The sequence below is a fragment of the Salinihabitans flavidus genome, from assembly GCF_900110425.1.
In the GTDB taxonomy this organism is placed as follows: Bacteria; Pseudomonadota; Alphaproteobacteria; order Rhodobacterales; family Rhodobacteraceae; genus Salinihabitans; species Salinihabitans flavidus.
Genome location: NZ_FODS01000006.1, coordinates 158,817 through 185,766 on the forward strand (window position 1 = coordinate 158,817; position 26,950 = coordinate 185,766).

At 62.5% G+C, this 26,950-nt stretch carries 30 protein-coding genes, 1 tRNA gene, 1 other RNA gene and 1 pseudogene; 17 read left to right on the forward strand and 16 right to left on the reverse strand.

All coding sequences use genetic code 11. The features are described from left to right. Positions 1–2 precede the first annotated feature (2 nt). Positions 3–695 (reverse strand): metal-dependent hydrolase, encoded by a 693-nt coding sequence (locus BMW66_RS07565; RefSeq protein WP_093117067.1) that lies wholly within the window; start codon positions 693–695, stop codon positions 3–5. Between the two features lie 63 nt (positions 696–758). Here BMW66_RS07565 and BMW66_RS07570 point away from each other — a divergent pair, with 63 nt between their 5' ends. The 8 genes from BMW66_RS07570 (at position 759) to BMW66_RS07605 (ending at position 6,254) form a co-directional block, all read left to right on the forward strand. Then, a complete protein-coding gene (locus BMW66_RS07570; RefSeq protein WP_093117069.1) occupies positions 759–1,415 on the forward strand; it encodes a ceramidase domain-containing protein in 657 nt (218 codons plus the stop codon). 33 nt (positions 1,416–1,448) lie between these two features. Next, a complete protein-coding gene (gene gatC / locus BMW66_RS07575; protein ID WP_093117071.1) occupies positions 1,449–1,736 on the forward strand; it encodes an Asp-tRNA(Asn)/Glu-tRNA(Gln) amidotransferase subunit GatC in 288 nt (95 codons plus the stop codon). Next, positions 1,736–3,223: an Asp-tRNA(Asn)/Glu-tRNA(Gln) amidotransferase subunit GatA gene (gene gatA / locus BMW66_RS07580; protein WP_093117073.1), complete on the forward strand. Its 1,488-nt coding sequence runs from the start codon at positions 1,736–1,738 to the stop codon at positions 3,221–3,223. The genes gatC and gatA overlap by 1 nt, the downstream gene beginning before the upstream one ends. Before the next feature lie 38 nt (positions 3,224–3,261). After that, positions 3,262–3,933 (forward strand): hypothetical protein, encoded by a 672-nt coding sequence (locus BMW66_RS07585; RefSeq protein WP_093117075.1) that lies wholly within the window; start codon positions 3,262–3,264, stop codon positions 3,931–3,933. Positions 3,934–3,982: 49 nt separating this feature from the next. Then, positions 3,983–4,603: an N-acetylmuramoyl-L-alanine amidase gene (locus tag BMW66_RS07590; protein ID WP_093117158.1), complete on the forward strand. Its 621-nt coding sequence runs from the start codon at positions 3,983–3,985 to the stop codon at positions 4,601–4,603. 93 nt (positions 4,604–4,696) lie between these two features. After that, positions 4,697–5,106, forward strand: an RNA gene (rnpB, locus tag BMW66_RS07595) — RNase P RNA component class A. Positions 5,107–5,299: 193 nt separating this feature from the next. Continuing rightward, positions 5,300–5,467 (forward strand): 50S ribosomal protein L33, encoded by a 168-nt coding sequence (gene rpmG, locus BMW66_RS07600; RefSeq protein ID WP_093117077.1) that lies wholly within the window; start codon positions 5,300–5,302, stop codon positions 5,465–5,467. Positions 5,468–5,564: 97 nt separating this feature from the next. Then, positions 5,565–6,254, forward strand: a complete 690-nt coding sequence (locus tag BMW66_RS07605) for a VIT1/CCC1 transporter family protein (RefSeq protein WP_093117079.1) — start codon at positions 5,565–5,567, stop codon at positions 6,252–6,254. Positions 6,255–6,313: 59 nt separating this feature from the next. Here the strand turns inward: BMW66_RS07605 and BMW66_RS07610 are convergent, their stop codons facing one another. Further along, on the reverse strand, positions 6,314–7,051 hold the full coding sequence (locus BMW66_RS07610) for a Bax inhibitor-1/YccA family protein (RefSeq protein ID WP_093117081.1): 738 nt from the start codon (positions 7,049–7,051) through the stop codon (positions 6,314–6,316). Positions 7,052–7,174: 123 nt separating this feature from the next. After that, positions 7,175–7,387 carry a DUF1127 domain-containing protein gene (locus BMW66_RS07615; protein WP_175483187.1) on the reverse strand — a complete coding sequence of 71 codons (213 nt, stop codon included), beginning with the start codon at positions 7,385–7,387 and terminating at the stop codon, positions 7,175–7,177. 126 nt (positions 7,388–7,513) lie between these two features. On the opposite strand from BMW66_RS07615, the gene BMW66_RS07620 reads away from it, so the two are divergent. Next, the gene (locus tag BMW66_RS07620; RefSeq protein ID WP_093117085.1) at positions 7,514–8,419 is read left to right on the forward strand and encodes a LysR family transcriptional regulator; all 906 of its coding nucleotides are present in this window, start codon (positions 7,514–7,516) and stop codon (positions 8,417–8,419) included. A gap of 39 nt (positions 8,420–8,458) precedes the next feature. Here the strand turns inward: BMW66_RS07620 and BMW66_RS07625 are convergent, their stop codons facing one another. Next, positions 8,459–9,421: an NADPH:quinone oxidoreductase family protein gene (locus BMW66_RS07625; protein WP_093117087.1), complete on the reverse strand. Its 963-nt coding sequence runs from the start codon at positions 9,419–9,421 to the stop codon at positions 8,459–8,461. A 301-nt stretch (positions 9,422–9,722) separates the two neighbouring features. Between BMW66_RS07625 and BMW66_RS07630 the strand changes: the two genes are divergently transcribed. Together BMW66_RS07630 and BMW66_RS07635 are read left to right on the forward strand one after the other, a co-directional pair. Next, complete coding sequence (locus BMW66_RS07630) at positions 9,723–10,088, forward strand: helix-turn-helix domain-containing protein (protein ID WP_093117089.1); 366 nt, start codon at positions 9,723–9,725, stop codon at positions 10,086–10,088. A gap of 170 nt (positions 10,089–10,258) precedes the next feature. After that, the gene (locus BMW66_RS07635; RefSeq protein ID WP_093117091.1) at positions 10,259–11,053 is read left to right on the forward strand and encodes an inositol monophosphatase family protein; all 795 of its coding nucleotides are present in this window, start codon (positions 10,259–10,261) and stop codon (positions 11,051–11,053) included. A gap of 17 nt (positions 11,054–11,070) precedes the next feature. Here the strand turns inward: BMW66_RS07635 and BMW66_RS07640 are convergent, their stop codons facing one another. The 7 genes from BMW66_RS07640 to BMW66_RS07670 are packed head-to-tail and all read right to left on the reverse strand — an operon-like array spanning position 11,071 to position 16,117. Next, a complete protein-coding gene (locus tag BMW66_RS07640; RefSeq protein ID WP_139196134.1) occupies positions 11,071–11,460 on the reverse strand; it encodes a hypothetical protein in 390 nt (129 codons plus the stop codon). Beyond that, positions 11,457–11,843: a response regulator gene (locus BMW66_RS07645; protein WP_093117095.1), complete on the reverse strand. Its 387-nt coding sequence runs from the start codon at positions 11,841–11,843 to the stop codon at positions 11,457–11,459. The genes BMW66_RS07640 and BMW66_RS07645 overlap by 4 nt, the downstream gene beginning before the upstream one ends. Then, the gene (locus tag BMW66_RS07650) at positions 11,840–12,757 is read right to left on the reverse strand and encodes a CheR family methyltransferase (protein ID WP_093117097.1); all 918 of its coding nucleotides are present in this window, start codon (positions 12,755–12,757) and stop codon (positions 11,840–11,842) included. Before BMW66_RS07650 ends, BMW66_RS07645 begins: the two co-directional genes overlap by 4 nt. After that, positions 12,754–13,218, reverse strand: a complete 465-nt coding sequence (locus BMW66_RS07655) for a chemotaxis protein CheW (protein ID WP_093117099.1) — start codon at positions 13,216–13,218, stop codon at positions 12,754–12,756. The genes BMW66_RS07650 and BMW66_RS07655 overlap by 4 nt, the downstream gene beginning before the upstream one ends. 4 nt (positions 13,219–13,222) lie before the next feature. Further along, positions 13,223–15,352 (reverse strand): chemotaxis protein CheA, encoded by a 2,130-nt coding sequence (locus BMW66_RS07660; RefSeq protein WP_093117101.1) that lies wholly within the window; start codon positions 15,350–15,352, stop codon positions 13,223–13,225. A 10-nt stretch (positions 15,353–15,362) separates the two neighbouring features. Next, positions 15,363–15,728, reverse strand: a complete 366-nt coding sequence (locus BMW66_RS07665; RefSeq protein WP_093117103.1) for a response regulator — start codon at positions 15,726–15,728, stop codon at positions 15,363–15,365. Continuing rightward, positions 15,725–16,117 carry an STAS domain-containing protein gene (locus BMW66_RS07670; RefSeq protein WP_093117105.1) on the reverse strand — a complete coding sequence of 131 codons (393 nt, stop codon included), beginning with the start codon at positions 16,115–16,117 and terminating at the stop codon, positions 15,725–15,727. The genes BMW66_RS07665 and BMW66_RS07670 overlap by 4 nt, the downstream gene beginning before the upstream one ends. A 199-nt stretch (positions 16,118–16,316) precedes the next feature. On the opposite strand from BMW66_RS07670, the gene BMW66_RS07675 reads away from it, so the two are divergent. From BMW66_RS07675 to glpK, 4 genes are all read left to right on the forward strand, one after another. Beyond that, positions 16,317–16,390 (forward strand) — tRNA-Gly (locus tag BMW66_RS07675). Between the two features lie 105 nt (positions 16,391–16,495). Continuing rightward, positions 16,496–18,292, forward strand: coding sequence for an ABC transporter transmembrane domain-containing protein (locus BMW66_RS07680; RefSeq protein WP_093117107.1), 1,797 nt, complete (start codon positions 16,496–16,498; stop codon positions 18,290–18,292). Between the two features lie 278 nt (positions 18,293–18,570). Beyond that, positions 18,571–20,463, forward strand: a complete 1,893-nt coding sequence (locus tag BMW66_RS07685) for an acyl-CoA synthetase (protein WP_093117109.1) — start codon at positions 18,571–18,573, stop codon at positions 20,461–20,463. Positions 20,464–20,487: 24 nt separating this feature from the next. Continuing rightward, complete coding sequence (gene glpK, locus BMW66_RS07690) at positions 20,488–22,002, forward strand: glycerol kinase GlpK (protein WP_093117111.1); 1,515 nt, start codon at positions 20,488–20,490, stop codon at positions 22,000–22,002. 269 nt (positions 22,003–22,271) lie between these two features. On the opposite strand, the gene dtd is transcribed toward glpK, so the two are convergent. Beyond that, on the reverse strand, positions 22,272–22,709 hold the full coding sequence (gene dtd, locus BMW66_RS07695) for a D-aminoacyl-tRNA deacylase (RefSeq protein ID WP_093117113.1): 438 nt from the start codon (positions 22,707–22,709) through the stop codon (positions 22,272–22,274). Continuing rightward, positions 22,706–23,626, reverse strand: a complete 921-nt coding sequence (locus BMW66_RS07700) for a carbohydrate kinase family protein (RefSeq protein ID WP_342741855.1) — start codon at positions 23,624–23,626, stop codon at positions 22,706–22,708. The genes dtd and BMW66_RS07700 overlap by 4 nt, the downstream gene beginning before the upstream one ends. 134 nt (positions 23,627–23,760) lie before the next feature. Between BMW66_RS07700 and BMW66_RS07705 the strand changes: the two genes are divergently transcribed. After that, on the forward strand, positions 23,761–24,177 hold the full coding sequence (locus BMW66_RS07705) for an Hsp20/alpha crystallin family protein (RefSeq protein ID WP_093117115.1): 417 nt from the start codon (positions 23,761–23,763) through the stop codon (positions 24,175–24,177). A gap of 71 nt (positions 24,178–24,248) precedes the next feature. Here the strand turns inward: BMW66_RS07705 and BMW66_RS07710 are convergent, their stop codons facing one another. From BMW66_RS07710 to BMW66_RS07720, 3 genes and pseudogenes are all read right to left on the reverse strand, one after another. Continuing rightward, positions 24,249–24,920 carry a nitroreductase gene (locus BMW66_RS07710; protein WP_093117117.1) on the reverse strand — a complete coding sequence of 224 codons (672 nt, stop codon included), beginning with the start codon at positions 24,918–24,920 and terminating at the stop codon, positions 24,249–24,251. A gap of 10 nt (positions 24,921–24,930) precedes the next feature. After that, positions 24,931–26,043, reverse strand: a complete 1,113-nt coding sequence (locus BMW66_RS07715; protein ID WP_093117119.1) for a TFIIB-type zinc ribbon-containing protein — start codon at positions 26,041–26,043, stop codon at positions 24,931–24,933. 31 nt (positions 26,044–26,074) lie between these two features. Then, positions 26,075–26,635, reverse strand: a pseudogene (locus tag BMW66_RS07720) (DUF4339 domain-containing protein); the annotation flags it as partial. A gap of 76 nt (positions 26,636–26,711) precedes the next feature. Here BMW66_RS07720 and BMW66_RS07725 point away from each other — a divergent pair. Next, a partial coding sequence (locus BMW66_RS07725; protein ID WP_139196135.1) for a transposase occupies positions 26,712–26,950 on the forward strand: 239 nt, incomplete at its 3' end.

A 26,950-nucleotide genomic window follows, 5' to 3' on the forward strand; every position in this document is an offset into this window, starting at 1 on the left:
CATCAGATCTCGATCGCCTCCAGCACCTCGGGTTCGATCACGTTGACGCCTGGCAGGGCCTTGGCAAGCGCCTCGGCGGATTGCTCAAGGATCGGGAAGGTACGGTAGTGGCAGGGAATGAGCGTCTTGAAATCGAAAAAGGTTTTCGCCGCGTAGGCCGTGCGCTTCATGTCCATGGTGAAATGCCCGCCTGCCGAGAGGATACCGATGTCGGGTTTGTGCAGGTCGTTGAAGATCTTCATGTCCGACATCACGTCGGTGTCGCCTGAAAGATAGATCGTGTGACCCTCACCCTCGATCATGTAACCACATTCGGTGCCGCCATAGCGCGGGCCATCGGGTGTGGCGAAGCTGTTGGAATGAAGGGCGTTGACCATCGTGACCTTCACCCCGTCCAGATCCACGGTGCCGCCCTTGTTGAAACCAATGGTGGCAAGGTGCTCATGCTCTTCCCAATACGACATCAGGTCATATTGCCCCACGATCGGAACATTCATCTTGCGCGCCAGCGGCAAGATGTCGATGACGTGGTCGAAATGCGCATGTGTGAGCAGCAGATGCGTGCCGCCGACCGTGGCCGCGTCATGCTTGTCCTCGGGGAGCATCGGGTTGCCGGTCAGCCACGGATCGACGAGAAGGATCTGACCGCCGATCTCGATGCGAAAAGAACCGTGCCCGAGCCAGATGATTTTCATGGGATCCTCCTTACCTGTTGAGACGAGCCTAACACGCGCGACGCGGGAGGGAAGGGGGCAATAATGGACTGGATGCAGGCGGTGGACAGCTATTGCGAGCGGGGCGGTCCCGCATTCTGGGCCGAGCCGGTCAATGCGCTGACGAATATCGCGTTTCTGATCGCGGCGGCGGTGATGTGGCCGCGGGTCCGGCAGGTGCCGCTTGGGCCGGCGCTGGCCGTGGTTCTGGCGCTGATCGGAGTGGGCAGCTTCCTGTTTCACAGTGTCGCGCAGGTCTGGGCCGGGCTGGCGGATGTGGTGCCGATTGTGGTGTTCATTCTGATTTATCTCTGGGCCGTGCATCGGCATGTCTGGAATTGGCCTGTCCGGGGCGCATGGGCGGCGGTTGCGCTTTTCTTTCCCTATGCCGCGCTCATGGTGCCGGTTTTCGGCGCCATACCGGGGATGCAGACGGCGGCGGGTTATGCCCCGGTGCCGTTGCTGATCGTGGTCGAGGCGTGGCTCTTGCGGCAGCGGGCGCCGGGCCTGGCGCGCGGGATGGCCGTGGGGGCGGGGCTGTTGAGCCTGTCTCTCTTGTTTCGCAGTCTCGACACGCCGCTGTGCGGGATCTGGCCGGTTGGCACGCATTTCCTGTGGCATTGTCTCAACGCGGTTATGCTGGGCTGGATGATCGAGGTCTATCGCCGCCATATGCTTGCACCTGCACCCTCGCGGCGCTAAACGCTGGACCCGAATTGCAACGGGAGTTTCGTCATGTCGATCGACACCGATACCGCCGCGCGGATCGCCACTCTGGCGCGGATCAAGGTCGAAGAGGATGCGCTGCCGGAGCTGGCGCAGGAGTTCAACACCATTCTTGGGTTCATTGAACAGTTGGGCGAAGTAGATGTCGAGGGCGTGGAGCCGATGACCAGCGTGACGCCCATGCGTCTCAGGCGGCGTGAGGACGTGGTGACGGAAGGCGGCCAGCAGGACAAGGTGCTGTCGAATGCGCCAGATGCGCGCGAAGGGTTTTTCGCGGTTCCGAAGGTGGTGGAATAATGACCGATCTCAATGCGTTCACCCTTGCCGATGCGCGCGACCGCCTGCGCGCGGGCGATATCACCTCGGTCGAGTTGACCGAAGCCTGTTTGAACGCGCTCGAAGGGGCCGGGGCGCTCAATGCCTTTGTGCACAAGACCCCTGAAAAGGCGCTGAGCCAGGCGAAGGCGGCGGATGCACGGATTGCGGAAGGGGACGCACCGGCGATGTGCGGGCTACCGGTCGGGATCAAGGATCTGTTCTGCACGATGGGCGTGCCGAGCCAGGCCGGATCGGCGATTCTGAACGGGTTTCGGCCCGAATATGAATCGACGGTGACGCAGAAGCTTTTTGACGCGGGCGCCGTGATGCTGGGCAAGCTCAACATGGATGAGTTCGCCATGGGCAGCAGCAACGAAACCTCTGTCTATGGCAAGGTGGTAAACCCCTGGCGGCGGGCCGATGACACGGCCGAACTAACCCCGGGCGGAAGTTCCGGCGGTTCGGCGGCGGCGGTGGCGGCGGATCTGTGCCTTGCGGCGACGGGGACGGATACTGGCGGATCGATCCGGCAGCCGGCGGCCTTTACCGGCACCGTGGGAATCAAGCCGACCTATGGGCGCTGCTCGCGCTGGGGCATTGTCGCCTTTGCCTCCTCGCTCGATCAGGCCGGGCCGATGACCAAGACTGTGCGCGATGCGGCGATCATGCTGGAGGTGATGTGCGGGTACGACCCGAAGGATTCGACCAGCGCCGACATTCCGGTGCCGGATTTCGAGGCGATGCTAACCGGGGATATCCGGGGCAAGACCATCGGCATACCACGCGAATACCGGATGGAGGGGATGCCCGAAGAGATCGAGACGCTTTGGTCCGAAGGGCGCAGGATGCTGGAGGAGGCTGGCGCCAAGATCGTCGATATTTCCTTGCCGCACACGAAGTACGCGCTGCCGGCCTACTACGTGATCGCCCCGGCAGAGGCGTCCTCGAATCTCGCGCGCTACGACGGGGTGCGCTACGGCCACCGGGCGACGCTGGCGCAGGGGGATGGCATCACGGAGATGTATGAAAAGACCCGCGCTGAAGGCTTTGGCCCGGAAGTGCAGCGCCGAGTCATGGTGGGCACCTATGTGCTGTCCGCCGGGTTCTACGACGCCTACTACAACCGTGCCCGCAAGGTGCGCACGTTGATCAAGCGGGATTTCGACGATGTGTTCGCGCAGGGTGTCGATGCCATCCTGACCCCGGCCACGCCGTCGGCGGCCTTTGGACTTGGCGAGATGAATGACGCCGATCCGGTCAAGATGTATCTCAATGACGTGTTCACCGTGACTGTGAACCTTGCCGGATTGCCGGGAATCACGGTGCCTGCCGGGCAGGACAGTCAGGGCCTGCCGCTTGGGTTGCAGCTCATCGGACGGCCTTGGGAGGAGGGGGATCTGCTGAATTGCGCCCATGCGCTCGAGGCGGCGGCGGGCTTTGTGGCCAAGCCGGAAAAATGGTGGTAAGGCAATCGCAACAAAACGGTATGAGCAGGGCGTTTCCGATGCGAGCGATAATATCAGGGGTTGCCCTTCTGGCGCTGACCGCATGTGATCCGGCGATTCCCGACAGCGGGCCGGGAATCGGATTTGACAACCCGGCCAACAGCCCACAGATGCGCGAGCGACGCGAGGCTGCGGTGACGGGCAATGCGCTGCCTCCGGCGCAGGCCGTATCGGAAGAGGCTTTGGCGACGCTGGAGCGGACCCAGCCCGAAACATCGCGGCCCGCGGAGCGTTCCAACCTTGAGAACGTGGCATCGGAGGACGCGGATGGCGGCACCAATGGCATTTCCGACGAGAATGATTTTCAGGCGGTGGAAGACCGGCGGACCATCGAAACCGACGCGGAGCGGATGGCCCGCCTGCGACAGCAATACAAGGTGATCCAACCCGAAGCCATGCCGGAACGCAGCGACACCGGACCCAACATCGTGGACTATGCGCTTTCAACCACAAACCCGGTCGGAACCCGAATCTACAATCGGTTAGGGTTCAATGCGGAGGCGCGGTTTCGCCGGAATTGCGCCCGCTATGCCTCACCCGACAAGGCGCAGATCGCCTTTCTTTCACTCGGCGGACCGGAGGTGGACCGCCGCGGACTTGATCCTGATGGGGACGGCTATGCCTGCGATTGGGACCCGACCCCGTTCCGCAGAGCGGTGAGCAGCGACTGACGTGGCCGCGCTTTTTGACGTCATCGACCATCCCTCGCCCAATTTCGGGATGCGTCGGGACGGGGCGCAGCCGTCGCTGATTGTTCTTCACCATACAGCGATGCAAAGCGATGCGGCGGCGCTGGAGCGGCTCTGTGCGCCCGAGGCCGAGGTGTCGGCGCATTACCTGATCGGGGCACAGGGCGCCGTTTGGCGGCTTGTGGACGAAGAAGCCCGCGCCTGGCACGCGGGGGCGGGGCAGTGGGGGGCGATCCATGATGTGAACTCTTACTCCATCGGGATCGAACTGGACAATCGCGGGGATCACCCATTCTCCGAGCCGCAAATGAAAGCGCTGGAGGTGCTTCTGCCCCAGATCATGAGGCGTTGGGGGATCACCGCGCAGGGCGTGATAGGCCATTCCGACATGGCGCCTTGCCGCAAGTCGGACCCCGGACCCCGATTCGATTGGCGACGACTGGCACGGCAGTTTCTTTCGGTCTGGCCGGAACCCTGTCCCGATCCCGGCAACCTCTCTGACGATCTGCTTCGTTTTGGGTATCCGCCCGTGGAAGAGAGCTTGCGACTTGCGGTGTTTCGCAGGCGGTTCCGGCCCTGGGCGCGTGGGCCCGTCGATGCGGTTGACGCCGCGCTTGCGGCCGATCTCGCCGCACGCTGGCCGTTTGCCTGATCGCAGCGGGCGGGGTGTCGCGCGCGCAGCGACAGGTATTTCCTTTCGGGGATGAATTGACCTTTCCCGATGCGCCGCCTATTTCGGCACTGCGCAGAGGGCCGGATGGCCGCGGCTCCGGATCTGGTCCGGGGCCGAGGAAAGTCCGGACTCCACAAGGCAACGGTGCCGGGTAACGCCCGGCCGGGGAAACCCGAGGGAAAGCGCCACAGAGAACAAACCGCTTCCGGCGTGCCGGAAGCAAGGGTGAAAAGGTGGGGTAAGAGCCCACCGCGGACCTGGCAACAGGGACGGCATGGCAAGCCCCACCGGGAGCAATGCCGAATAGGAATGCCGCGCGGGAATGATCCCTTCGGGGATATCGCCGCAGGGCCGCCTTGGCCCCGGGCGTTCGGGTTGGCAGCTAGAGGAAATCCGGCAACGGGTTTCCGAGAGGAATGGTCATCCAGGGCCGGATCACGATCCGGCCTGGACAGAATCCGGCTTACAGGCCCTCTGCGCAGTTTTGGGGTCATCAGCCCGCCGGACCCCCGGTGACTAACGGAGCAGAATTGCAGAAATGGCGGAAAACTCCGCTTTTGCCGGGAATTCCCGGGGTAGCCCCATTGACTCGGACGAAGGGGCGGGTAAAAGGCGGGGTTCATAGGAATTTTACGGGGTGCGGTCCTCTTGCCGCCCCGGCGCAGGAGAACACCAATGGCGAAGCCGACGACCATCAAGATCCGTCTGAACTCGACCGCGGGGACGGGCCATTTCTACGTGACCAAAAAGAACGCCCGCACCATGACCGAGAAGATGACGATGCGTAAATTCGATCCAGTCGCGCGCAAGCACGTCGAGTACAAGGAAGGCAAGATCAAGTAAGATCGCCTTTCTACATCGCTGGATCAAAGGGGCCACGCCACGCGCGTGGCCTTTTTCGTATCTGGTCGGCTGCAAATGCATTGCAGGAGCGTGAACCATGCCGAAGGACGGTCATTACATCAATCGCTCGAACTGGCTGCGCGCCGCGATTCTGGGCGCGAATGACGGTATCGTTTCGACAGCCAGCCTTCTGGTTGGCGTCGAAGCCGTTGGAATGGAGGCGCGCGCGGTCCTGCTGGCGGGATTGGCGGGGCTGTGTGCCGGTGCAATGTCGATGGCCGCGGCGGAGTATGTCTCGGTATCTGCCCAGGCGAACGTCGAAGAGGCCGATCTGAAGCGTGAGCGTCAGGCGCTTATCGACGACCCGGATTATGAGTTGCAGGAATTGGCCGATGGGCTGGAGCGTCGGGGGGTGGAGTCCGGCCTTGCCCTGATCGTTGCCCGTCAGATGACCATTCATGACGCGCTGGACGCGCATGCGCGCGAAGAGCTTGGCATGTCCGGATCGGACGGACGGTCGCGACCTTTGCAGGCGGCCTTCGCGTCCGCGCTCTCTTTCACGCTCGGGGCGGCGATGCCGCTTGCCGGGGCGGTTCTGTCCCCCGTCGGAATGCTGAGCGTCGTTGTGGCGGTTGTGGCGCTTCTGGCGCTTGCGTTGCTGGGCGGGGTGGGAGCGTGGCTTGGAGGTGCCCCGGTGGGGCGGTCCATTCTGCGCGTCACCCTTTGGGGAAGCGCGGCGATGATCCTGACATCCGCCCTTGGTGGTTTTTTTCAAACTGGTCCGTAGCGACCATGAAAAAGGGCCGGTCACATGACCGGCCCCGTTCTCTTAGTATGTTCCGAGGGTTACTCGCGGCTGCCGAAAAGTTGCAGCAGGAACATGAACATGTTGATGAAGTCGAGATACAGGCTCAGCGCGCCCATGATGGCGGCCTTGCCCATCCACTCGCGGTCGCCGTTATGGGCGTGGGCGAGATAGGTGTTCTTGATGTTCTGCGTGTCATAGGCGGTCAGCCCTGCAAAGATCAGAACGCCAAGGATGCTGATCGCGAACTGGATCGCCGGGCTTGCGAGGAAGATGTTGACGATCATCGCGACCAGAATGCCGATCACACCCATGATCAGAAAGCTGCCCCAGCCGGAAATGTCTTTCTTCGTGGTGTAGCCCCACAACGACAGACCCGCAAAGGAGATTGCCGTGATGAGGAAGACCTGCGCGATCGACATGCCGGTAAAGGCAATGAAGATCCAACTGATCGACAGACCCATCATCGCCGCGAACGCATAGAAGAAGAGCTGTGCCCCGGCGGCGGACAGGCGGTTGATCGCTGCGCCGAAGGCAAACACCATGATCAGCGGGGCGAACATGACGATCCAGCCCAGAATGTTGGGCTGCCCCGTTTCGAGGTTGCGGAAGATACCAAGCAACTGTGGGCTGGTGCCAACCGCCCAGGCCACGGCAAAAGTCAGGAACATTCCTACGGACATCGTGCCGTAGACCTTGTTCATATGGGCGCGAAGCCCCTCGTCAATCGCGGAGCTGCGCGTGCCCGCAGACGTCCGGATCGTGTCAAATTCAGCCATTCATGCCTCCGATATTGAACCTGCCAGCGGCCCGGGACATCCCGGACCGCAGTTAAAAGACAATATCGGTGAGCGGCGCCCCTTTTTCAAGGATTTCCGGTGTTTCTCCGGATTGATTTACGATCAGTCCCGCCATGTGGCCGGCACATCCCAGAAAGGTCGTTCAGCTTCGTGTTGCACATCGCTCCGGCTCAGACCCAGATCGCGCAGCGCGGCATCATCGAGACGGTTGAGGGCTTTGCGCTGGCGGTGCAGCGCGACGAAGTCAGCCAATGTGACACGCCGCCGCGAAGTAAGCGGATATGCGGCACGGGTGATCGAGTTGAAGAAGGTCACATTCTGGATCCTTTTGCTAGACTGTGATGGAGTGCGTTGGAGTCATCAATTTGGTTGATAGATAGTTGATGCGAGGGTATGTTGAAAACGAATGTTCGTGGGATATACCATCAGGGATATTGATGAATGCGGAATTTGGATGTCACAACTCTTAGAAGCTTTGCGGCCGTTGCCGAGCTGGGTGGGGTCACGCGGGCCGCTGGGTTTCTGCACCTGACGCAATCTGCGGTCTCGATGCAGCTCAAGCGGTTGGAGGAGCTTCTGGGAGTATCGCTTCTGGACCGAGGTGGCCGGGGCATTGCCCTGACTGCGGAGGGCGAACAACTCCTGAGGTATGCAAGGCGTATGGTTGCGCTCAACGATGAAGCGGTGCAGCGACTGACACATGAGGCGTTCGAGGGTATGGTGACCTTTTGCGTGCCCCATGACATCATTACCCCGGCTGTTCCGCGTGTCCTGCAACAGTTCAATGCCGCCTATCCGAGGGTGCGGGTACAGCTCATTGCCTCCTACACCACTGCCCTCAAGGCGCAGTTCGAGCGTGGAGAGTGCGACCTGATCCTAACCACGGAAGGGCACACGCCCGATGAGGCCGAGAAGCTTTGCACCCTTCCTCTGGTCTGGATCGGGGCCCCCGGTGGAACCACATGGCGGCGCAGGCCGCTTCGGTTTGCATCGTGCCGCCATTGCCTGTTTCGTCCGAGGACGCTTGCGGCACTGGATGCCGAGGGGATCGAGTGGGAGGCGGCGATTGATACCGAATCAGACAAGACGGTGGAGGCCACGGTCAGTGCCGATTTGGCGGTAAGTTCGATGATCGAGGGAACCGAGCCATCGCATCTGGAGGTGATCGACCATGGCGGGGCGCTGCCCGATCTGGGTCAGCAGAACATCAATATGTATGTGGCCGATCCGGCGAAAGGTGAGGTTATCTCTTACCTGTCCGATCTCATTCGGCAGAGCTTTGGCCTTCAGGCTGCCCGCAAGGAGAGTGCCCCGCGCCGGGTTGTCTCCTTGAGTTCTACGGCCTGAAGCGACTCGAACCTGCGTCCCCCTGGCTTGGGACATGCTTCATGTCGTGGTGATCACGACCTTGCCAGTGGATTTCCGGCTGCGCAAAAGGTCCATGCCTTCGTCTGTTCGTTCGAGGGGCAGGGTGTGGCTTATATGCGGGGAGAGTTTGCCCTCGCTGTGCCAGTCGAACAGGGTGGTCAGGCTGTTCGTGACAACCTGCGGCTTGAAGACGAGATAGCCGCCCCAGTAGACCCCCATCACGGTCAGGTTCTTGACCATAAGGTGATTGGCAGGAATTTGCGGAATATCCCCGCTGGCAAACCCGATGGGCAAGATGCGCGCTTCGGGACGGCAGGCCCGGAAGGCGGCCTTGAAAAGATCCCCGCCCACCGGATCATAGACCACATCCGCCCCGCCAAGGGCCTTGACCCGCGTGCGCAGATCGTCGGTCACGGAATCGATCAGGTGATCGGCGCCGGCCTTTTCCGCGATAGACAGTTTGTCCGCCCCGCGTGCGCAGGCAATGACATTGGCGCCCATAAGCTTGCCGATCTCGACCGCCGTAAGGCCAACACCGCCTGCCGCCCCCAGCACCAGCAAGGTTTCACCGGGCTGCATCCGGGCACGATAGTTGAGCGCCAGATGGCTTGTGCCGTAGGTCACCATGAAGGCGGCGGCCGTATCAAAGCGCATTCCGTTGGGCAGAGGCACCGCTCGTGCGGCATCGAAACACCCGAACTCCGCAAGCCCCCCATGGCCACCGAAAACGGCAACCCGCGTTCCCACCTCTGGTCCGTCAGTTTCAGGGCCGAGCGCATCGACAACGCCCGCCACTTCCATCCCGCAGACAAAGGGCAACTCCGGTGTTTCTTGATAGGTGCCATTCTGCATGAGCAAGTCGGCGAAGTTGAGACCACAAGCATGAATCCTGAGGCGAATCTCTCCTTTTCCCGGTGATGGAATCGGCGTATCCACCATCGTGGGCGGAATGCTAAAGCTGGTGACCTGGTAGGCGCGCATTTCTATTTCCTGTTGTGTCGACTCTCTATATCCGGGCATGCGAAGATGCACAATTATTTCGGTTTGGCAGCATGTTAGGGCGAGAGTTGCGACCCGTATGGACAAGCACTGATTGAGCAACCCAAGGTAGGGAAGCGCTTCAAACTTTCTCAATAAACTTGATCCGGCGATTGGAACTGCTAATATATACTGATCGCTGTAGGGATGCGCGGTGATCGTGAGATATGAGTTCGTATAAGTGTTGCGGGATCTGACCCGACGGTCAAATGCGATCGGAAACCAAGTTTAGAGGAGTCGTTTGATGACGCACCCAGTGGATGTTCATGTTGGCAAACGCATTCGTCATCGGCGGTGGCTTGTCGGGATGACGCAACAGCAGCTGGCTGAACACGTTGGAATTAAATTTCAACAGATTCAGAAGTATGAAACGGGCGCCAATCGCGTGAGTGCTTCGCGCCTGTGGGATATTGCCGACGCATTGGAAGTGCCGGTCAGTTTCTTCTTCGAAGGACTTGATGCACAGGAAAACGGTCAGCATTCCTCGGTTCCGGCCGATCTCATGGGAGACAAGGAGGCGCTTGACCTGGTGCGCTCCTACTACGCAATCCCGGAAAATCAGCGCCGCCGCCTGTTCGAACTTGCCCGCGTTCTGAGCGACGTGGCCTGAAAGGCACCACCAACGCCACGCTGAGACAAGGCGATCACAGTTCGGGACTCCGGATCTGTGACCCCATTTTTCTCGTCCAACAGGATATTTGGTCGGCGACCGTGGCTCTGGTCAGCTCCATCCAGGCCTGCTAGGCGGGTCTCATGCCATACCAGTGAGGGGATGCGGTCGTGGTTGGGTTCGACAGAGCAGAAATCGCGGACGTGGCCGGTGCGGCGGCCGATGCCGCAGGGGCGGTTATTCTGCCATATTTCCGACAGATGAATCTGGGCATGGAAAACAAGGATGCCGCCGGCTTCGATCCTGTCACGATCGCGGATCGCGCCGCGGAAGAAGCGATGCGCGACGTTCTTTCCGAACGTCGGCCCGGTGACGGAATCCTGGGTGAAGAGCTCGGCTTTACCGAAGGAGATACTGGGTTGACCTGGGTGCTCGATCCGATTGACGGAACGCGCGGGTTCATAAGCGGCACACCGACGTGGGGAGTTCTCGTGGCACTTTCCGACGCGACAGGGCCACGGTTCGGGTTGATGGATCAACCCTATATAGGAGAGCGTTTTGTCGGAGGTCTGGGCTACGCCGAAATGCACGGCCCGTTGGGGCGGCGCCCTTTGAAAACGCGCGCGGTGCGCAATCTGGGTGACGCCACGCTGTTTACCACCTTCCCCGAGGTCGGATCACAGACAGAAGCTGTGGCATTCCGTGCAGTATCGGAGCGGGTGCAGCTCACGCGATATGGAATGGATTGCTATGCCTATGCGCTTCTGGCGGCAGGGCAGGTGGATCTCGTGATCGAGGCGGGCCTCAATGCCTATGATGTCCACGCTCCGATCGCATTGATAGAGGCCGCAGGGGGGGTTGTGACCAACTGGACCGGCGGGCCCGCACATGGCGGGGGGCGGATCTTGGCTGCTGCGACACCGGGCATACACGCTCAAGCAATTGATATATTGATGAATTACTGATTGCAGATGTCGATCTCTTAGTCAAAGAAGTGGGGTGTTCCGGAAGGTTCGGCCGGTTGTCGTGGAGTCGGTGCCGCGCCGTCATGCAGCAGGCGATGGCGGAGATCGTGAAGCTGTAAAAGCGAACTCAGCGATTGCGTTTCGATCTGTATGGAGCCGTCGGTTTCGGTCGCGAAGAAACGCAGGAGCGCCGTCACATCGTCCAGTGACTGACGCAGGAGATCGATCTCCTGCAAAACGATCGGTGCGGATTCAGTGCTGGTGTGTGCCAGGGTGCCAAGTGCCTCATCCAGTTGGCGTGCCAGATCGGAGAGACCGTGAACCTCCACTGCGGTCCGACGTAGCAGAGCGTCCAGTGGTTGCCTGCCTTGTTCGTATGAGAAAGGAGAGATCACCTTGTCCTTCACAACTTCCCCACCACTTTTTCGATACAAGCCTTGAGGTCGATCACCGAAAAGGGCTTGCGCAGGAAATTGTTCATCGCGAGTTTCCGCCCCTTGTCTATGATCTCCTGATCGGCCCGCCCGGTGATCAGAATGAAACCAATACGCTGGGTCACCTTATTGCGGCGCAGTGCCTCGAGCAGTTGAAGACCATCCACACCGGGCATGTTGTAGTCCGAGATAACAAGGTGCACCGGGGATGCCGAAAGGCTGCGCATCGCTGCGGCGCCGTCATTTTCGCTTCGGTAGTTGACGATCCCGATCTCGTCGAGCGCCTGCGTGATCAACGCGCGGCTCGTCGACATGTCGTCCACCACCATGACATGAAGTCGGTCCTTGGTACTCATGACGTCACCCTCGCTGCGGTTGGCGTGCCGGAGGAAACATCTCCGACCGGAGTTCTGTTGCGGGTATAGCTGGTCTTTCCGTCAGCGTCGAAATAGGCATGCCCGGTTGTCGAGAGCCGTTCCGAATGACCCAGATAGAGTGTGCCGCCAGGACGGAGCTTCGCCGCAAATCGCGGCCAGAGGCTATCCTGTGTATCGCTGTTGAAGTAGATCACCACGTTGCGGCACATCACGACATCGAACGGGCCACGGAAGGGCCAGTCGCCAAGCAGGTTCAATTCGCGGAATGCGATTAGTTGGCGCGCGGCGGGCGACACGGCCACCAGGTCGGGGCGCGCCGGATGATCGGTTGTATGACGCACACCGCAATCATACGGCAGACCCGCGATCGCACTGGTGGGATAGAGGCCATCCTGCGCCTGTCGGATCACGTTGGTGTCGATATCGGTCGCCAGTATGCGGATATCGTGAGTCGGTGCTTCGGGGCACAGGTCGAGCAGGGTAAAGGCGAGGCTGTAGGGTTCTTCGCCGCTTGAACACCCCGCCGACCAGAACCGGATCCGCCCCCCCTTGCGCGCCTGTGCAATCAGGTCTGGCAGCAGATTGGAGCGTAAATCCTCGAATTGCTGATTTTCGCGGAAGAAGCGGGTGACATTTGTCGTCAGTGCCATAACAAACTGACGTTTCTCTTCGATATGGTCATGTGACTGAAGCAGCGAGATATAGTCCGTAAATCCAGTCAAGCCCAATGCCCGAAGACGTTTTGACAGGCGCGAGACCACCATCGGGCGCTTCGACTCGATCAACTCGATTCCGGTTTCGGCCGCAAGAAGTTCCGACAGGGCGCGAAACTCACTTGGCGTGAGTTGAAACGGGCCGGACTCGCGCGACCGGCGGCCCTGCTCCTCTATCACCGCGGCTCGCCCGTATTGGCGGGGACGACGCAGGTCACGTCGACAACACGGATCATGCGATCGTCCACGGTGAAGAACCCTTCCACGAAATTCTTCGTTTCCGTGGAGCCTATGTCGGGGGTGGCTTTCATGTCCTCATACGAAACGGTCAGAATATCCGAAACCGCCTCGACGAGGAGGCCAACGGTCATGTCGTTCACCACCAGGATAATGATCACATGGCGCGGAGTTGCTTCCGTGGCGCCAAGGCCAAGTCGCAGGGAGAGATCCATAACCGGCAGCACCGTGCCGCGCAGGTTCATCATGCCCTTCACATAGTCGGGCGCATGCGGCAAAACGGTCGTCGGGGACCAGCCACGTATCTCGCGCACGTATCCAATATCGACGCAAAATTCCTGATCCGAGACCCGGAATGTGACGATCTCGCGTTCATTGCCCTGGAAGGCTTCTGCATGGTCCATCGGGTCAAGCTCCTATCGCCTTGTCGAACAGTGCCGAGGGCTGCACTGCTCTGGATTTTTCGAAAAGCTGATCGGTATCGACGATCAGCGCGATTTGTCCGTTGCCGAGGATCGTCGCAGCGGAGATGCCAACAACCTGGCCATAGTTCTTTTCCAGTCCTTTGATCACAACTTCGCGCTGTTCATGCAGGTGGTCCACAACCGTGGCAATACGCGCGCCGGTCTCGGAATCAATCAAGAGCAAGGTATGCTCGCTGAGATCCTGGGGCGGTGTCCGAAAGCCGAGAAATGCGCCGAGATCGATCACCGGGATCATTTCGCCATGACTTGCGAGAACACGATCCCCGGGGCCCATGGCGTGGATTGTGGCCTCGGCGGCGCGTAGAGTTTCACGCAGCATGTTGGTTGGCACCACGACCGTGGCGCCAGCCACCTCCACGATCATTCCTTCGAGCACGGCGAGTGTGAGTGGCAGGCTGATTGTGAGACTTGTGCCGCAGCCCGGTTCCGATTCGATGGAAACGCGCCCGCCGAGGGCCTGGATTTCGTTCTTGACCACATCCATCCCGACCCCGCGGCCCGACAGGTTCGTGACCTCGTCATTGGTGGAGAACCCCGGCAGGAAAAGCAGGTTGTCGATCTCGGACTGCGACAACTCCGCGTCGGGCGAGATCAACCCGCGAGCCTCGGCGATGCTGCGAACCTTGTCGCGATTGATTCCGCCACCGTCATCGGAAAGCCGGATGAGAACGCGGCCTGAGCGGTGCGCGGCGGACAGGGTTACGGTTCCCTGCTCGGGCTTTCCGGCTGCGGCGCGTGCAGATCTGTCCTCAAGCCCGTGGTCGACGGCATTGCGGATCATGTGGGTCAGTGGATCCACAAGTCGTTCGATCACGGTCTTGTCGACCTCGGTGTAGTCGCCCTCGGTCGCAAAACGCGCGGGTTTGTCAGTCGTTTGTGACACCTCTCGCACGATGCGCGACATACGTTGGAAAAGCGACTTCACAGGCTGGGCGCGAATGGCGATCACGCTCTCCTGAAGCTGGCTGGAAAGCTGCTTGAGCTGGCCCATCGCCGTGCCGACCTTGTTGTCGCTGTCGAGTTTCATTTCGGTCACGGACTGGCTCAGCATGGCCTCGCTGATGACCAGCTCACCGACGATGTTGATCAACCGTTCGACCCTGTCGAGATCGACACGGATCGTATTCTTGGTCCCGGCGGCTTTTCGGGTGGGACCGTCCGACCTGACCGAATCCTGATCGGTTGGAGAACCTGCCATGGAAGCATTGGCCGGTGCGGTGGCATCAGGACCAGCCGAATGGGGGGGCGCCGGATCGACAGGCGTATCGGAGCCGGGATCGTCAGAAAGGAATTCGAGGAGGCAGAACCCCTCCACGAACTCGAAAACCTCTCGGATCTCAGTTTCAGTTCGGGTTGTGTCGAGCGTCAGAGTCCACGTGATGGCGGGCTCGTCCCAGTCAAGTTCTGCCAGAGAGCGCAGGGCCGTGAGATCTGCCTCGACGGACAGATCTCCCATCTCTTCGAGAGCCCGAAAGAGCAATGCCGGGTCGTTGCCGTTGACATAAAGATCCTTCAGGGCGGTAAAGCGCATCACGACCGGCCCTGCCTCCTCACCCTCAGAAAGAGGCGAATCGAGATCCAGGGTCAGCGGCTGAAAATCGACGTCTCCAATCTCATTCGTGCAAGAGGTTTCGGGGGCGCCGCCAGCGGCGGGCACGGCATCGCCACCGGCATTTGACAATGTGAGCAACTGCGCCAGAAGCTCGCCGCCATGCACGAGATCAGGCTCTGTCCCACTCTGGGCTGCATCAACCAGATCGGCAAGGTGGTCACCCGATTGCAGGAACAAAGAGAGCATTTCGGGATTCACGGTGTTCTCGCCGGCGCGCACTTCATCGAGCAGGTTCTCGAAAGCGTGGGCAAACTCGACAAGGGTTTCCATGCCGAAGGCGCCTGCGCCCCCCTTGATCGAATGAACAGCACGGAAGACGGCGTTGATCGTCTCCATGTCCGTGCTGTCATGCTCCAGTTCGGCAAAGCCGTCTGTGAGGGATTCGAGCAGATCCTCACATTCCTGAAAGAACAGCTCGCGCAGGTTGGTCTTGGAATTCATCTTTGCCCCCTCAGGCCAGCACGCGCCGGATGGCGGCAACCAGCTTGACCTCGTCAAAGGGTTTGACGATCCAGCCCGTCGCACCCGCGCTACGCGCGCGTTCTTTCAGTTCCGGCGCGCTTTCCGTGGTCAGGACCAGGATTGGCAGCCCGCGAAGGAACGGCTGGTTGCGCACACCTTCGATGAAGCCAAAGCCATCGAGTCTCGGCATGTTGATGTCGGTGATGGCGAGGTCGGGCTTATCGTTTTCGAGTTTTTCCAGCCCCTGTTTGCCATCCTCTGCAAGTTCGACATCGTACCCCGCAGTGGTCAGTGCCTGTTCGAGCATACCGCGCATGGTGCGCGAATCGTCAACAGCCAGGATTTTCTGCCTCATGTCTTTACCATCTCCTGTTTCAAATCGTCGCTGATCCCCAGAAGCGTCAGCCCCTCTTCGAAGGCGGCCGACATTGCGGTGATGCGAAAATCGCAGCTGTCGCGCCTCCATTGCAGGAAGGCCGACAGGATCACCTGAAGCGCGAGTGCGCCGAGATGACTGACCTTCGAAGCATCCACCACCACCGGCGAATCCCGCAGGTGTTCGAAGGCTTCTGCCACTTCCTCTGCCGCAGCGAAGCCCAGTTCACCGGGTAATTCCATGTGGACGGGTGTGCGCGCACCGGCGTCTGTCTCGGCATTGTCGGTCGTCGTGAGGACACCATTCGCTTCCGACGGGTCTGGCTGAATATCCTGTTGAAGAGCACTTTCTTCCATGATCGCACGCATACCCTCTCTGATCCGGTCTGGTCAGGACTGTAGGCATCTTGCGTTAACAGAACGTTCCTGCGGGGCGGGGCATGCGCCAAAACGATTGCTTCACAGTTGCAGACCGATCATTCACGGTCGAACGCGCTGATGGGCGACAGGTTTCGGGCACATGATGCTTGACCTCACCGGGGGCTTGTTTTACTCAACGTTTTGCAGGGCGGGCGTTGTGTAATGGTAAGACCTCAGCCTTCCAAGCTGATGATACGGGTTCGATTCCCGTCGCCCGCTCCAGCACCTTCGATACCGGCAATCCCTGCCTGACGTCTCGACGGCTGCCTGGCTTGACGCCCGCCGCACAGGGGGCCACTAAGGCCGCATCCAGCCAATGAGGGGCGCATGGCCAGACAACCCACAGTGAACACCGCCGAATCCGAACGTGAGAAATCCCGTCGCATCGGGGCCTTGCGCAGCTTGTGGCCGTTTCTGGCGCCATACAAGGCTCTGGTTGTCGGGTCGGCGTTGTCGCTTATCCTGACCGCCTCGGTTTCTCTTATCTTGCCGATGGCCGTGCGCCGGGTGGTGGACAATTTCAACACCGAGGACGCGGGCCTTCTCGATCAGTATTTCCTTGCGGCGCTTGCGATCGCATCGCTTCTGGCGGTGGGTACGGCACTGCGCTATCTGCTGGTCACGCGGCTGGGGGAAAAGGCGGTCGCCGATATCCGCAAAGCGGTCTTCGACCGGGTGATCGGCATGAGCCCGGCGTTTTTCGAACGCATCATGACGGGCGAGGTGCTCAGCCGTATCACAACGGACACGACGCTCATCCTGTCGGTGATCGGTTCTTCAGTTTCTGTGGCGCTCCGGAACGTTCTGATCTTCATCGGCGGTCTGGTGCTGATGCTTTTCACCTCGGCCAAGCTCACCGGGCTCGTGCTCTTGCTGGTGCCGCTTGTCATCGTGCCGATACTGGTGCTCGGGCGACGACTTCGAACCTTGAGCCGGGAGAATCAGGACTGGATCGCGGCCAGTTCCGGCAATGCGGGCGAATCGTTGAGCGCGGTGCAGACGGTGCAGGCCTTCAGCCAGGAATCCACCTCAAGCGCGGAATTTGCGGATGTCACCGAAGAGGCGCTGCGCTCGGCCATTCGGCGGATCAACACGCGTGCGGTCATGACCATGATCGTGATATTTCTGATCTTCACAGGCGTGGTCGGAGTGCTCTGGATGGGCGCACACGACGTGCGTGCCGGAATGATGAGTCCGGGCGCATTGGTACAGTTCGTCATCTATTCCGTTATGGTGGCGGGCGCCGTCGGGGCGCTTTCCGAAATCTGGGGAGAATTGCAGCGCGCGGCCGGGGCGACCGAACGTCTGGTGGACCTGCTGCACGCCTGCGATAGCGTGACCGATCCGGCCGTGCCGGTGGCGTTGCCGTCGCCCGTGCGCGGTGAAATCGGCTTTGAGAACGTGAGTTTCCGCTATCCCTCGCGGCCTGACGTGCCGGCGCTCGATGGGGTCAACCTGACCATTGAGCCGGGAGAGACAGTGGCGCTTGTGGGGCCGTCCGGCGCGGGAAAGTCCACCATCATTCAGCTTATCCTTCGTTTCCATGATCCGCAGTCGGGGCGGATCACACTCGATGGGGTCGATTTGTCCACCATGACGCGAGCCGAGTTCCGCAAGGCGCTGGCACTGGTGCCGCAGGATCCGATGATCTTTGCCGGCTCCGCACTTGAAAACATCCGGTTCGGGCGGCCCGGCGCCACAGATGCCGAGGTCGAAGCCGCGGCGCGGGCGGCGGCGGCGCATGAGTTCATCACGGCTTTGCCTGAAGGCTACGCCTCTCGCCTTGGCGAGCGCGGTGTCACGCTGTCGGGCGGGCAGAAGCAGCGTATTGCGATTGCCCGCGCCATCCTGCGGGACGCGCCTGTTCTGCTTCTGGACGAGGCGACAAGCGCCCTCGATGCCGAAAGCGAGCGGCTGGTTCAGAACGCCGTGGATAGTTTGGCGCAATCGCGGACCACCATTATCGTCGCGCATCGTCTGGCGACGGTGAAAAAGGCCGACCGAATAGTGGTCATGGAGGGGGGCCGGATCGTGGCGCAGGGTCGCCATGATGAACTTGTGGCCGAAGGCGGCCTCTATGCACGACTGGCCCGATTGCAATTTACCGACGGGGCGGCGGCGTGAGTGCGATCCCTTTGAAATGTGGATGTCGAAAAAGCGTTCCCCCCTGTCACGCTGTTCTTTACTCGGTGGCATGACGTCTGGAGTTGATTGGCCCGCGCTTCCGTCCCGTCAAATGGCTGGAAGTTTGACGCAACGTTTCGGCGCGGCTTGACCCGGCGTCGGCGCGGCTTGACCCGGCGTCGGCGCGGGCAGGGCACTTGCTCCGCTGGCGATTTCGCTTCATCCTGACACAAACGGGCCGGCGCCTGATCTACCGGCCACTCGGGGAGGGAAACCGAATGAGCTTTGCGTCGATCGAAGACCGAAACGAGATCGAGAATGAAATGCCATGGGGAGAGCGGGATCTTCCTGCGACTCTCTATCAACTTCTGACAGGCACACGGGACCGTTTTCCCGACCGTCCGGCGGTCAGCTTTCAACTTCTGTCGGGACCGACCGACAAGGCCGAGACCCTGACCTGGGCGGAGCTTCACACCCGTGTCACTCAGGCGGCGAATCTCTTTCGCTCCCTCGGGGTCAAGGAAACCGATACGATTGCCTATGTGTTGCCCAACAGCAATGAGACGCTGATCACGATGCTGGGCGGTACCGTGGCCGGTATTGTCAATCCTATCAATCCGTTGCTGGAGCCTGAACAGATCGGCGCGATCCTGCGCGAGACCGATGCGAAGGTCGTGGTCACGCTCAAGTCGTTTCCCAAGACGGATGTGGCGCAGAAGATGGCCGAGGCCGTGCGCCATGCGCCACATGTGCATACCGTGCTGGAGATCGACCTCAACCGCTATCTCTCCCCGCCGAAAAGCTGGATCGTTCCATTGATCCGACCGAAGAACGGACGAAACCACCACGCCGACGTGAAGAGCTTTCACACCGAGTTGGAGAAACAGAACACAACGCTCGATTTCGCCGACAGCACTGGCGACAGGGTGGCGGCCTATTTTCATACCGGCGGCACCACGGGCATGCCGAAGGTGGCGCAACACCTCTATTCCGGGATGATCTATAACGGCTGGCTGGGCGATCGGCTGCTGTTCACCGAACAGGACAATATCATGTGTCCTCTGCCCATGTTCCATGTCTTCGCGGTGCATGTGATCGTCATGGCGTCGCTTGCGTCGGGCGCACATGTGGTCTTTCCCACGCCTGCGGGGTATCGCGGCGACGGGGTGTTCGACAATTTCTGGAAACTGATCGAACGCTGGAAAATCTCCTTTATCATCACCGTTCCGACGGCCGTTTCGGCGCTGATGCAGCGCAAGGTGAATGCTGACATCTCCAGCGTGAAACAGGCGTTTTCCGGTTCCGCCCCCATGCCGATGGAGCTTTTCAAGAGGTTTGAATCATCCTGCGGCGTCACCATCGTGGAAGGCTATGGCCTCACGGAGGCGACCTGCCTTGTATCGTGCAACCCGCCGGAAGGCACGAAAAAGGTCGGCTCCGTCGGGATTCCCTTCCCCCATACCGATGTGCGCATTTATCGCGAGTCTCCCGACGGGCCGGTGGAATGCGCAGTGGATGAGGTGGGCGAGATCTGCGTGTCCAATCCCGGCGTCTATGCCGGCCATACCTATACCGAAACGGACAAGAACCGCGATCTGTTCTACCATGACAAATACCTGCGCACCGGCGATCTGGGCCGGATCGACGGCGATGGCTACCTCTGGATCACCGGGCGGGCCAAGGATCTGATTATCCGGGGCGGTCACAACATAGACCCCGCCGAGATCGAAGAGGCGCTTCTGGCCCATCCGGCGGTGGCGTTTGCCGGGGCGATCGGGCAGCCCGACGCCCATTCCGGCGAGATGCCCTGTGCCTATGTCGAGCTGGTCGAAGGTGGGGAGGTCGCCGCCGAGGATTTGATGGCCCATTGCAAGGTGCATGTGCACGAACGCGCCGCCCACCCCAAGCATGTGGAGGTGCTTGACGAGCTTCCGAAAACCGCCGTGGGCAAGGTGTTCAAACCAGACCTGCGCAAACGCGCCATCACGCGTATCTACAATGCGGAACTGGAAAACGCCGGGCTCGCCGCGCGGGTTGTCGAGGTGGTTGACGACAAGAAACGCGGGCTGGTCGCACGGATCGACCGCACGGGGGCCGGCGAGGATGCGCAGGTCAGCGAGGTTCTCGGCGCCTTCACGCGTCCCTGGGAATGGACGGACGACGCGCGATAGCCGGGGCCGGAGCGGGTGACTCCCATGACCCATATCCTCGCGATCGATCAGGGCACGACCTCCAGCAGGGCGATCCTGTTCGACGGGGACATGCGCCCGGTGGCCAGCGCCCAGCGGGAATTTACCCAGCATTTTCCGCGCACTGGCTGGATTGAACACGATCCCGAAGAAATCTGGCAAGGCGTTCTGGCAACCTGTCGGGAGGTGATGGACAAGACCGGCGTGAACGCGGCTCAGATCGCGGGAATCGGGATCACCAACCAGCGGGAGACCACGGTGCTCTGGGACCGTGAGACCGGAAGGCCGCTCCACTCCGCGATCGTCTGGCAGGATCGGCGGACCGCTGGCATCTGCCACGCGCTGCACGCGGGCGGGCACGAGTCCCGCGTGAATGAGGTGACCGGACTCCTGCTCGACCCCTATTTCTCCGCGACGAAGATCAGATGGATTCTCGATCAGATCGACGGCGGCATGGCCCTTGCGCGGCAGGGGAAGATCGCCTTCGGAACGATCGACAGCTGGCTGATCTGGAAGCTGACAGGCGGCGCGGTCCACGCCACCGATGCCACAAATGCCGCGCGCACGATGCTGTTCGACATCCACAAGGGAAAGTGGAGCGAAGAGATGTGCGCCCTGTTCGGCATCCCCGATAAGATGCTGGCCGATGTGTGCGATTGCGCCGGCGATTTCGGCACCACCGAGGCCGCACTGTTCGGCGCACCGATCCCCATTCGCGGCGTCGCGGGCGACCAGCAGGCGGCGACCATCGGGCAGGCGTGCTTTGCCCCCGGGATGATGAAGGCGACCTATGGAACGGGCTGCTTTGCGCTTCTCAATACCGGGGAACGCGCGGTGCGCTCGCAAAACCGGCTGCTGACCACTATCGCCTATCAAATTGACGGAAAACGGATTTTCGCACTGGAAGGCGCGATCTTCAACGCCGGAACCGTGGTGCAGTGGTTGCGCGACGGGCTTGGCCTGATCACGACGGCCGCGCAGACGCAGGCCTTGGCAGAGGCCGCCGACAGAACCCAGGATCTCATCCTCGTGCCGGCTTTCACCGGGCTTGGCGCGCCCTATTGGGCGCCGGAGTGCCGTGGCGCGATATTCGGCCTGACGCGCAATTCGGGACCCGCGGAGTTCGCCCGCGCCGCGCTGGAAAGCGTCGGGTTCCAGACCCGCGATCTGCTCGAGGCGATGCAGGCCGACATGGGTGTCGCGACGGCGGGCGAGGTGCTGCGTGTGGATGGCGGGATGACGGTGAGCGACTGGACGATGCAGTTTCTGGCCGACGTGATCGGCGCCCCGGTGGACCGGCCCGAAGTGGCCGAAAGCACCGCGCTCGGCGCGGCGTGGCTGGCGGGAATGCGGGCGGGCGTTTACCCCGACATGGACGGGTTCGCACGGGGCTGGCGCCTCGATCGGCGGTTCGAACCGGAGATGCAAACGGCCCACCGAGAAGAGCGGTATGCCGCCTGGAAAACGGCGGTGGCGGCGGTGCTGTCCACCCAAACCGGCGAATCAGGGTTAACGCGCTGAAAACGCTAAAAAACCCGTTTCGGTATCACGTCGGTAAAACGTCGGTATCGCGTCGGTGCCGAAAGCCGCGCCATGCCCGTTCAGGCCACTGTGAACGCGGCGCGCGTTGCTTTTTCGAGTATTTTGGGAACAGAGAAAGGGCAGGTCTCCTGCTGCGTCTTCTCGGGTCAAATACCTCGGGGTCCGGGGCAGAGCCCCGGGGCCTGCGTGGCCTGAGCGCAAGGATGGAGAAGAGCGCCGCACGGCGCGCCGCCGGGGCGGGCCCGGCTTCAGACGTCGAGCCAGATGGTCACCGGCCCGTCATTGACCAGCGCCACCTTCATGTCGGCGCCGAAGCGGCCGCGCGCGGTCTCGATGCCCTGCGCGGCGAGACGGTCGGAGACACGGGTGAAAAGCCGCTCCCCCTCGGCCGGGGCGGCGGCGGCGGAGAAGCCGGGGCGGTTGCCGCGCGCGGTGTCGGCGGCGAGGGTGAATTGCGGCACCACGAGCGCCGCGCCGCCCGTGTCGGTCAGCGAGCGGTTCATCCGGCCCGCGTCATCGGCGAAGATGCGCAGCTTGGCGATCCTGGCGGCGCTCTTGTCGGCCTGCGCCGCGCCATCGCCCCGCATCGCACAGAGCAGGATCACGAGGCCGGGGCCGATCTCTCCGATCACCGCGCCATCGACGGTCACGGAGGCTTCGCTCACACGTTGCAGCAGGGCTCTCATCGCATCTCTCCTGTGGTGGGTGGATCGGCGCCGGGGCGCGTCACCGACAGCGAGGCGGCGCGGATGCCGTGGGCCAGCGCGTCGTGCAAGACCGCTTCGGGTGCCAATGCCAGTGCCTGTGGCGTGAGCTGGCCGCGATCGCTCAGCAAGGCCAGAACCGCGGCAAGGAAGCTGTCGCCCGCGCCCACGGTGTCGGCCACCGTCACCTGCGGCGCGGGCAGGTGCAGCGCGCCGTGCCGCGAATGGGCGGTGGCGCCGCCCGCGCCGTGGGTGACCAGCACAAGCGCCACGCGCCCCGAAAGAAACGCGGCGGGCGGGCCGGGGCGGAGCCAGTCGAAATCCTCGTCCGACAGCTTGATCACATCGGCCTGCGCCATCATCCGCGCCAGCCGCGCGCGATAGGCGGCCTCCACCTCTGTGCCGATGAGGGCAGGGCGGACATTGGCATCCAGCACGCACAATCGCTCCGGCCCGGCTCTCTGCATCAGCGCCTCGAACGTGCCCGCGCCGGGGGTGCGGAGCAGGCTGATGCCGCCGAACACCAGCGCGCCCACGCCGTCGAGCGCGGGCAGATCAGCATGAGACAGGCACCGCCCGGCGCTGGCCTCGTCGAAGAAGCTGAACTCCGGGCTACCCTCCGTCAGATGCACGAAAGCCAGCGTGGAGGGGGCGGGCGTCACCGCCGCGCGGGACAGGTCCACCCTTTCGCCCGCCATCCGGTCACGCAGCAGGCGGCCGAAGGCGTCGGTGGACAGACCGCCGAAGAACCCCGCCCGCTGGCCCAGCCGCGCAAGCGCGATGGCCACATTCACCGCCGCGCCACCGCAGGCGGGGGCAAAGCAGGGGCGACCATCGCCGGTGGTGGCGGGCAGCATGTCGATCACGGCCTCGCCGCAGGTCAGGATCATCGGGCGCATGGCGCGACCCTGACGCGGCGCGCGCGCCCGGGCAAGGCGGAAGTTGACACCGATCAATGACGGGCGGTGAAAAGCGGTGCAGCCTGTCCGCTGTTCACGAGATTTCACTCGTCAGCACAAGGAGGAATCGAATCATGGTTGAGAAATCGCAAGGGGCAGGGCTCTTTCCGTCGCTGTATGAGCCGTTCCGCAGCATGGGCACGCGGCTGGCCGATTGGCTATCGCCCGCGTCGGAGGCATCGTCGGATGATGGTGCCTACAAGATCGCGATGGAGCTTCCCGGCGTGGAAGATGCCGATCTGGACCTGACCGTTGACAATGGCGTCGTCTCGGTCCGGGGGGAAAAGAAGACCTCGCGCGAGGAAGAGGGCGAGACATGGTATTTCTCGGAGCGTCAGTATGGCGCCTTCAGCCGGTCGTTCCGCCTTCCGGCCGACGCCGATGAGGCGGGGGTCAAGGCCGATCTGAAGGACGGGGTGCTGACCATCACCGTGCCGAAGAAAGGCCCCGAGACGAAAGCGGCCAAATCGGTGAAGATCAACCGCGGCTGAGACACGGCACGGGCGCAGAGCGGCCCCGGCCCCCGTGTGCCGGGGTCTTTTCATGGCCGGTGGCAGCCGGTTCAGTCCTTCCAGGTGACCAGATCGTCCAGCGTCGCGCGTTCGGTGCGGAACCCGTTGGCGGGGTGGTCCGTGTCCTCATACCCGAAGGAGATGGCGGCAAGCACGCGGTCCTCGTCGGGGATGCCGAGATGCGCGCGCACCACATCCGAATAAAAGGCGATGGCCGCCTGCGGCACGCTGGCCACGCCGCGCGCCTGCGCCGAAAGGCAGAAGGCGGTGATATAGCCGCCGCAGTCGAGCGCGCCATAGGGGCCGAGTTCCGCCGCGCTGGTGATCAGCGCCACATGCGGCGCGCCGAAGAAGCGGTAATTCTCGCGCATCTGGCGGGCGGTGGCGGCGCGGTCGGCCTTGGGGATGCCCACGGCGTCATAGAGCTGATAGCCGCAGCGGCGGCGGCGCTCTCGTCGCGGGCCGGTATAGCGCTCGGGAAACGGAAAATCGGCCGAGGGGGCGCCGTGATCGAAGGCGTCGGTCATCGCCGCGCGGAATGCGTCGGTCGCCGCGCCGGAGGTCAGCCAGACCTTCCACGGCTGCGCATTGCACCATGACGGCGCACGGCCCGCGTCGCGCAGAATTGCCTCGATCACCGGGCGCGGCACCGGATCGGGGCGGAAGGCGCGGCACGAATGGCGGGTGTCGAGCAGCCGTGTGAGGGCCTGCTGGTCGGTCATGATCTGTCCCTTACTGGTTCTGCGCGATGATATAGCCCACCGCCCCCGCGAGGAGCGCGGCGGCCAGCGCTGCGAGCGCGAGTTTCCACACCGACCACGGGCGTTCGCCCTGCACGCGGCCGGTCTGCCCGTTGATCACGAAGCGATAGGAGGCGCCGCGGTATTTGTAGGCCGCGGTCCAGACCGGCAGCAGGATATGCTTGAAGGTCACGTCGCGCACGGTGGTGTCGATGGAATGGATGCGCTGCTCATCGCCGCCGATGTCGAAGCGCACGTCGCGGCGGATCACGCGGTTCATCTTGTCCGTCGCCTCGGCATAGCCGTCTTCGAGCGGGACTGTATAACCCTCGGCCCGGAACCCGGCGAGGAAATCGGGCCGGTAGGGGGTGAGCGCGGAGAGATCCCAAGGCTCCAGCCCGTCGGTGAAGCGTTTGGGCAGGGCGCGGCTGGCGAGCACCAGAACGTCGTCGAAAAAGCGGGCGACACGGCCCGAGGCGGGAGACCAGCGGACCTTGCGCACCTGCTGGGTGACCTGCTTGCCGTCGCGCATGACGGTGCGGGTCTCGTAATAGGCGACGCCGCGCTGGCCGGTATAGCGCGAGGCGGTGTCGGCGTCGAAGGTCCAGTAGGGCACGTAGATGCCGTTCATCTTCCGCCCCTTGCGGGCGTAGTCCCGAAGCCCGTTCGGTGCAAACCAGAGCCGGCCGAGCCAGTCGGTCATCGCCTGACGCGCGGCCCGTTCATCGAGCGCGAAGGGCACGAGGCCGCGCGGCTTGATATGGCGGTGCAGGCCGGTGTCGGTGACGACGGGCGTTGCGCAGAAGGGGCATTCGGCGGCGTGGGTGTCGGCGCCAAGCTCCACCTGCCCGCCGCAGTTGGGGCAGGTGGCGACGCGCGTCTCTTCGATCTCCTGCTCGGGCAGGCGGGCGTCCAGCGCGGCGCGGAAATCCATTTCGCGGATCGCGGGGAGGGCGGCGGCATCATCGCGGGGCATGGCGCGCGTATGTCCGCAATGATCGCAACGCAGCAGCCCCGCCACCGGATCGAAACGGTAATCGGCGCCGCATTGCGCGCAGGCGAAGCGGTGGGTTTCCACGGGCGGGGGCGGCGGCGTTCGGGTCATGCGGGGCGGTCGCGGGTCAGGGACGCGCCGATCATGCGCCGGGCGGGGGCGGCGGGGGCAGGATTGTGAAAAGCTGCGCCAGTTCCGTCACCTCGCCCGCGCGCTTCCAGCCGTCCTGTCCGGCGGTCCAGACATGGGTGTCGCGGCGCAGATCGCCGGTGCCGGCCATGCGGCCGAGATCGGCGCGCGAGAAGGGGCCTTTCGTCTCGCCATGCTCGGCGATGTGCCAGACGTGTTCCACCGGCGGGGGCGGCGGTGCGGCGGCCGCTCTCTCGGGGCGCGGACCCCAGGGGCCGGGACTGGCGGCGCCGGCCTGCTGGCCCATCATCTGCTGTGCCATGCCGATGCCCATCCCCGCGCCGATGGCGGCCCCCATGCCGGAGCCGGGCGTCTGCGCGGCGTTGGTCATCGCCTCGGCCGCCGAATACTGCGTGTAGCGACCCAGATCGCCCGCCAACCCCATCGAGGTGCGCTTGTCGAGCGCGGCCTCGACGGCGGGGGGCAGGGAAATGTTCTCAATGTAAAGCTCCGGCATCTCCAGCCCGTAGTCAGCCAGCGTTCCGGCGATTTCCGTCGCGACCAGCTTGCTTAGAGCCCGATTTGAAACTAATTGAGTGAGTTCAGCAGGTTGTGCTTCTGTTCGGTTGCAAAGCTGAACGGAGATCACGATGGCCTGGACCGAACTCACTCGCCGCCAGCATGCCCGAGCGGGTGGCAAATACGCAAGCGATTTGACAGACCCCGAATGGGCACTGATCGCGCCTTTCATGCCCGCACCCAAGACCACGGGCAGACCCCGCACGACAAGCTTGCGCGACGTGTTCGACGCGATCCTCTACATGGCGACGACCGGGTGCCAGTGGCGGATGCTGCCGAATGACTTTCCGCCGGTTTCGACGGTGCGGGG